Origin of the sequence: Microvirga pakistanensis (assembly GCF_004458765.1) — a bacterium.
In the GTDB taxonomy this organism is placed as follows: domain Bacteria; phylum Pseudomonadota; class Alphaproteobacteria; order Rhizobiales; family Beijerinckiaceae; genus Microvirga; species Microvirga pakistanensis.
The window spans coordinates 1-6398 of sequence record NZ_SPJX01000237.1 but is presented as its reverse complement, the minus strand read 5'-3'; the positions used below and the strand labels follow the sequence as shown (position 1 = coordinate 6398).

Here is a 6398-nt window from a genome sequence, read left to right as displayed (position 1 = left end):
GGCGCAACTTGGCGATGATCTGCTCCGAACTGAACCTCTTCTTCGGCATCTTGAGCTCCTTGGTTCCAGGTCAACTCTCTCAATCAACCTGGTCCAATTCCACCCAGTCAGATCACAACACGGTAGTCTGCAGTTTGTTTCCAAACGATGCCTGCCTCAGGCGACGCTCCACAGCCACACCGAGGAGATCAGATCGCCACGCAGTTTGGACCAGTCTAGGCGATCTGTTATTCCGAGCCGATCAGGCGGCCCTGCTCAGGTGCCGTTTAAGTTCGGCAATTTCCGCCCGCAGGGACCCGATTTCGGCGATAAGTCGCTCATCGATCCCAGGTGGGTGGGTCAGCTTCGGCGCATCCTCCGCCGTCTCGGCATCGATCGCATTCACGATCACGCCAATGAACAGGTTCAGGGCCATGAAGGTCGACAGCAGGATGAAGACCAGGAAGAAGGCAATGGCATAAGGATGGTGCTCCGCCAGCGGCTTCACGATGCCCCCGCTCCAATCGTCGAAGGTCATGACCTGAAAGAGCGAATAGGCGGTGGCGCCAAGCGAGCCGAACTGCTCCGGGTGGGTCTGGCCGAACAGCTTTGTCGCCATTACGGCAAAAACATAAAGGATGAGCGCTAGGAGGAGCGTGATCGAGCCCATGCCGGGCAAGGCGGAGACAAGCCCGCCAACCACCCGCTGGAGCGAGGGTACGGCGGTGATCAGGCGCAGCACCCGCAAGACCCGCAGTGCGCGGAGCACCGACAGGGCTCCCGTTGCAGGCACCAGCGCGATCCCGACCACTGCAAGGTCAAACACGCTCCAGGGATCGCGGAAGAAGGAGAGGCGGTGGACCACGAGGCGGGCAGCCAGCTCCAGCACGAAGATGGCTAGAACAATCCGGTCGATGGAAATCAGCACAGGACCGAACGCCGCCCTGGCCGAGGGGCTGGTCTCGAGGCCCAAGGTGACGGCATTGATGATAATGAGCGTCAGGATCACGCGCTCGGTCCGAGGGTCTTTCAACAATCGTTCCAGCATGGTCGTCTTCTCAGAGTCGTAAGGGATGGAGCCTGCCTGGCAGCCTGCAGGACGCGGCACCTCTATAGGTAAGCGTGGCCTTAGCCCAGCGGAAGGGGCGCTAAGCGTCTTTGTAACGAGAGGTGCTCCGGTCAGGCGGCTGGGTTGGAACGGTCGGTATTGTTGTCACTGGATTCCAGCAGGCACACCAAGGCAAAGAGGCTGATCACCGCCACCAGTTCAGCCCCGGACTGAACCCACGTGGGTGCGCTCTCCCGCAGGGGGCCGACTGCCACGAGGGAGATGAGGAATGCAACAGCTGGAGCCCAAACAAACATAGCCACCGTTCCCGAGAACGGGACGGAGCTTTAGATCACGGCAGATGAACAGCTGATGACGCACGATCACAACGGAGACGGGTATCGTCAGACGATGCCCCATGCTCTGTAGTGGGTACGGCCGGTGAGCTCCCTTGGCAGGGCGCACCGAGTTGCGCCAGCATCCGGTCGACGGCCTTGGGGGTGACCTTCAGTAGCTTGGCCCCGAGCGGCACCGTCACGAGCGGGCGCGACAGAAACAGCTCGACCAGCTCCGGCAGCGGTGTTGTCACGTTAACTCGGGTGTGAGAGCGAGGCGTGTAGACCGGCTGCCATGAGCGAGCCCGTCAGCTACAAACCGCGTAGACGAAACCCATAGCAAGGCTTACTTACCGCGGCTGTTCCTTCGCCCTTCCCGTGTTCACCTTGCCTGTCCGGCGGGCGACCTCAACGGCTACCTCTGACCAGAACCGGCAGCCTGTCTCGCTCCCTCGACTGAGACAGTACTCCGCCTGCTCCCGCGCTCGCTCGTAAGCAGCCCTCCCCTCATATGCAATCAGAGACACGGCCTCGTACTCGATCACTGTCAGGTCGGAAGCGGGCGGCCGCCGGCGGAACAACTGTCGGATGCGATGAAGGAGTTTGAGCATGAGGCAATCCTCGTTCCCGACGACAGGTCGAGCAAGCGAGAATCCTGTCGCATTCACGTCGGACAGTCAGGTTCTCGGCCTTGGTCCGATTGGTGAATCATAAAGGCCCATCCCTGCCTGTCCCAGAGAGGGCCTGTTCAAGGGATGACCCGCGGTGGGATCTAGAACACCGCGGGATCAGAGCCCAGGCAGCTGTTTTCCCGGTCTCCCAAGGTACAATGGGTCGCTAGCTCCGCCCAACCTCTGATACGGCGGTTGCCCCTCTTCCTGAAAAGAGCGCTGACGGACCATTTCTCTGGACCGCCCCAGTCATTGACCGACCTCAGCCCAAGAGGCAGTGTTCTCTTTTCGTTCCGATCAAGCTGCCCCGGGTCATGACCACTCATTCAGCATCGCGCACCCTGTTCTTCTTCGAGAAGCCCTCGGCTATGCGCCGATTGCAGCGGTTCTTCAAATCGCCGAGCACGATCTGTGTTTCGGCCGAGGGGCACCTCCTGGCGGCCGAGGAGCCCGGCACCATACGGGACGAATGGAAGTCGTGGCGTTTCGATACCCTCCCGATCGTGCTCAAGCGTATTCCGGTCACATACGACACTAACCGCTCCGGCCAGTCGCACAAGCCCAAGGTCGAGGCGATCGAGCAGGCGCTCCAGGGCGTGAATCGGGTGATCATCGCCACCGATCCGGGCCGGGAGGGCTCGATGATTGCCTGGGAGGTGCTCGAGCATCTCGGGTACAGAGGTCGGGTGGGTCGTCTCAAGCTGGGGGCCCTCGATGAGGTCTCGATCCGCCGAGCCTTCGCGGCGATGGCCAAGGAGCCTGACTCCGGCGAGCGGGATTACGCCGCCTACCTGGAGGCCCTCTGCCGCAAATATGAAGACCACCTGGGGCTCAATGGCACCCGCGCCATCTCCTTGCGGCTGCGCCCGCCTGCCTTCGGGAGCCCTGGCGCTTTGGCGGCGTGCAGACGCCAACGCTTGCAATCCTGGCGGATTTGGAGAAGCACTTCCGCGACTTCGTCCCGCAGGATTATTTCAAGATCGCTCTGACCGTCATCACGGACGCTGGTGCCGAAAGACAAAATCCTCGACAAGCAGGTCGCCGAGACCATCCAGCAGGCCGCCGCCTCCTGGTTGGGGCCGCTCGGGGTCGAGCAGAAGGATGTGCGCCGGTCGCCCCCGCGCCTGTTCTCCAAGGACACTCTTGCCCGCCGCTGCGCCAAGCGGTTCGGCTGGGATCCACAGCACACGGCCAAACTCGCCCAGGACCTCTATGATCAGGGTTACCTGACCTATCCCCGCACCGAGTCCGAGCACCTGCCCGAGTGTCAGACTGGAGATGCAAGCACGGTCATTGAGAGCGTCGCCGGCATCTTGTCCGATCTTGCAAGTCTCGTACCAGCCGCGGGTGACCCCGTGTTCCGCAAGGGCAACAAGGGTCACTACGTCAAGGATGCCGGCGAGCACCACGCCATTGTGCCGCTGCGCAAGGTGCCCCAGCCCGGCAGCATCACCGGAGATCACCTTCGCCTATGGGAACTGGTGGCCAAGAGCTTCCTGGCGGCCCACCTGCCCGACGGCATCGATGCGCGCACCACGATCGCTGTGCAGGTCCCAACACCACTTGGCCCCAAGCGGTTCTCGGTCAGCGGCAGCGTGATCAAGTCGCCGGGCTGGCGGGCCGTCTATGGGGCCAAGGCCGACGAGGACAACGAGGCTGTTCCGGGCAAAGCCAAGCCGGATGAGGAGCCCACCACAACGGGCGCCTGCCGCTCGTCCGCGACAGTGAGCCTGGGAGAGCAGCCGATGTCTGGATCGAGACAGCCAAGACCGAGCCGCCACGCAGGATCACCCGTGGCGAGCTGCCGGTCGTCATGGGGCGCCTCATCGATCAGGTCGAAGACCCGATGCTCAAAGCCGCTCTGGAAAATCCCGTAAACCCGAACGAACCCAAAGGCCTTGGGACTGCGGCGACGCGTGACACGATCCTGCCAAAGCTGCAGAAGAGCCAGTATGTTGACCTGCTGAAAGGCAAGGATCCGCCGATCCAGGTCACGGAAGTCGGGCTTGCATTCATTGCAGCCGTTCGTCGCGTCTTCCCCAGCTATGGTGACCCTGTCGGCCGGGCAATGTTCGAGGCTGATCTCGCCGAGATTGGACGAGCATTCACAACGGACGAGGCCGTTCGTCGGGCCGCCTCCTATCAGGAGCGGACGCGTGCCCGCGTGCAAGAATTGATCGGGGCCATCGCGCGGTCGCAGACGGTTGCCGTTGATCCTACGACAGTTCCTGTGAGTTTTGCGCTGGCTGAGAAGCCACCAACCAAGGCCATGATTGCCTTTTCCACGTCCCTTGCGGCCCGCAAGGGGCTAAAGCTGCCTCGTGGTCTGAAGAGCAATGCTGCCATCTGCCGGTCCTTCCTGGACCAGCATGCGCCAGCACGATCATCGGAGGCGGGAGAACACTGGCCTCAGAATGGCCCTCGCCCTCCAAGTGAAGCGATGGTGCGCTATGCACGAGCATTGGCTGAAGAACACGGTGTGGAGTGCCCACCAGCGATCGCGACAGACTTTGCAGCCTGCAGGGCTTTTCTCGACGAACATGCCTCACGTCATGCAATGAAAGCAGAGGACGGGAGTAAAACCACAACCCGCAAGAACCGTTCACCTGCGGTTGCGAGTGATAGTCCTCGCAAGAGTCGTACTGAAACTCCCGCAACCAAGCGATCCATAGCAGCCAAAGGTGGATCGACCCGAGGCCGTGCACGAGCGCGTCCTGCCAGTCCTACCCAACCATCAGGATAAGCGTCGCCCCACACGTCTGCCGAAGAGATCGAAAGAGTGCGTGATCCAGGTGTTAATGAATGTATCGAGCTGCTTTAGGTTTTGAATGACTCACTGCGGGGCAACAGGCCATAGTGAACAGCAAGCCAGATCGTCGGCTCCGTCACGTCTGTCCATTCAACCCGATGGCGTCTCCCCGCCGGAATCAGCAGGTAATCCCCCCGTTTCAGTTCTCTGGGAGTGGGTTCGCCCTCGAACAGAAGACCAGTGGATCCAGAGAGCAACAGCACCCACTCGGACCACTCTTGCTCGTACCAGAATCCGGGCGGACTTGCCTGCCCTGTAGAGACAATGCGCTCGATTCTAACACCTTCCGCGGCAATGAGCTCCGTGAATTCCTCGTCCACCGCATCGCGAAGGACGTGTTCGAAGATGTTTCCGGCAGCAGTCAGCATCGCTGATAAATCCGTTCTCGCACTTGAGGCGCTTCATTTACTTGTCTCATTGGCCCGGTTGAATGCACGCCGCTCACCTTCCTACCAAATCCCATGTGGTGAGCCAAGAGGCGGGAGTCGAAGTGCCATATCATCTGCCGGTGGGGAAACAGGTCATCGTCCAAACACGCCTTGCCCCGACAACATTGACCTATCAATCGGTTTCACTCTCCTCCTCCTTGCTCTCGAGAGGCTCACTCGTTTCCATGATGAAATTGTAGTTGGCGGCGGAGACGTACAGCACGTCGTTCCCGAACAAAGAGAATGTCACCGTTCCGCTGCTGTCGATGCTCACGGCATCCACCTCGAATTGGATGGACTCCCAGGAGACAAAGTTGACGGTCCAACCTTTTACTTCGAGCACGGCTCGCGAGCCTCGTCGCTGTGTTGCGCCTCTATTGGCTCCCCGTTTCACAGCACCTCTTTCCACGCCTTCTCGCCGAGCGGCTGCTCGTTTGCCGGTGCCTTTCTTGGAAGCTCCCCGCTCTGCCGTACGGGTTCGGCTGACTGACTTGGTAGTCCTCGCCATGACTTGCTCCTCTCGGCTGATATCTACTCGTTGACGTAGAGAGTTCCCTCGGGTCCGCAAATACATCTTCGCAGCGGCCAAGACCTATCGAGGTTACAGGTGGAACTGTGGTGCGTGGTCAGGCTGAGTGGTGACCACAGCAACGGGCACAACGGGTCGCGTCGTCATCAGCTCGATCCGGAACGAGCGCATGAGCTCAGCCAAAACCGAGTGGCCTCTGTGAGGGCGAAGTGAGCGCCAACGCACACGCGAGGCCCGACACCAAAGGGCAGATACGCGAACCGGTCGACCGCTGGGACGCTCGGCAGAAAGCGCTCCGGGATGAACGCATCCGGCTCCTGCCAGCGCTTGCGGTGCCGGTGTAGAAGCCAGGGGGCGACGATCGCGAGATCGCCGGGCTTCATTTCAACACCGGCCACTGTATCCCGTTGTCGGGCCGCGCGTACGATCACGTAGGCTGGCGGGTAGAGACGCATGACCTCATCCAGCACCGCCCGCGTGTAGGTCAGGGCATCGTCACATTAACTCAGGCATGAGAGCAAGCCGTGTAGATGGGCCGGCATGATCAAACCTGTCAGCTACAAGCGCCATCGCTTCCCATCCGAGATCATTGCCCACGC

Annotated in this window: 7 protein-coding genes and 2 pseudogenes; 3 read left to right on the top strand and 6 right to left on the bottom strand. The window is 61.0% G+C overall.

Annotation, left to right across the window (positions count from 1 at the left end; all coding sequences use genetic code 11):
- Positions 1-241: 241 nt before the first annotated feature.
- The 3 genes from E4K09_RS14165 to E4K09_RS14150 all read right to left on the bottom strand — a co-directional run bounded on the left by E4K09_RS14165 (position 242) and on the right by E4K09_RS14150 (position 1973).
- Positions 242-1027, bottom strand: coding sequence for an ion transporter (locus E4K09_RS14165; protein ID WP_134498048.1), 786 nt, complete (start codon positions 1025-1027; stop codon positions 242-244).
- 352 nt (positions 1028-1379) lie between these two features.
- Positions 1380-1559 carry a hypothetical protein gene (locus tag E4K09_RS30220; RefSeq protein ID WP_244610496.1) on the bottom strand — a complete coding sequence of 60 codons (180 nt, stop codon included), beginning with the start codon at positions 1557-1559 and terminating at the stop codon, positions 1380-1382.
- A 153-nt stretch (positions 1560-1712) separates the two neighbouring features.
- Entirely contained in the window at positions 1713-1973 is a 261-nt protein-coding gene (locus E4K09_RS14150; RefSeq protein ID WP_134498044.1) for a hypothetical protein, read from the bottom strand.
- Between the two features lie 374 nt (positions 1974-2347).
- Here E4K09_RS14150 and E4K09_RS30215 point away from each other — a divergent pair, with 374 nt between their 5' ends.
- The 3 genes and pseudogenes from E4K09_RS30215 (at position 2348) to E4K09_RS30205 (ending at position 4776) form a co-directional block, all read left to right on the top strand.
- On the top strand, positions 2348-3022 hold the full coding sequence (locus E4K09_RS30215) for a toprim domain-containing protein (RefSeq protein WP_244610494.1): 675 nt from the start codon (positions 2348-2350) through the stop codon (positions 3020-3022).
- 18 nt (positions 3023-3040) lie between these two features.
- Positions 3041-3643 (top strand): annotated as a pseudogene (locus E4K09_RS30210) (DNA topoisomerase); the annotation flags it as partial.
- A gap of 95 nt (positions 3644-3738) precedes the next feature.
- Complete coding sequence (locus E4K09_RS30205; RefSeq protein WP_342211351.1) at positions 3739-4776, top strand: DNA topoisomerase; 1038 nt, start codon at positions 3739-3741, stop codon at positions 4774-4776.
- Positions 4777-4850: 74 nt separating this feature from the next.
- On the opposite strand, the gene E4K09_RS14140 is transcribed toward E4K09_RS30205, so the two are convergent.
- The 3 genes and pseudogenes from E4K09_RS14140 to E4K09_RS14130 form a co-directional block, all read right to left on the bottom strand.
- Positions 4851-5210 (bottom strand): cupin domain-containing protein, encoded by a 360-nt coding sequence (locus E4K09_RS14140; protein ID WP_134498042.1) that lies wholly within the window; start codon positions 5208-5210, stop codon positions 4851-4853.
- A gap of 193 nt (positions 5211-5403) precedes the next feature.
- On the bottom strand, positions 5404-5613 hold the full coding sequence (locus E4K09_RS14135; protein ID WP_134498040.1) for a hypothetical protein: 210 nt from the start codon (positions 5611-5613) through the stop codon (positions 5404-5406).
- Positions 5614-5871: 258 nt separating this feature from the next.
- Positions 5872-6287, bottom strand: a pseudogene (locus E4K09_RS14130) (cytochrome P450); the annotation flags it as partial.
- Positions 6288-6398: the final 111 nt, after the last annotated feature.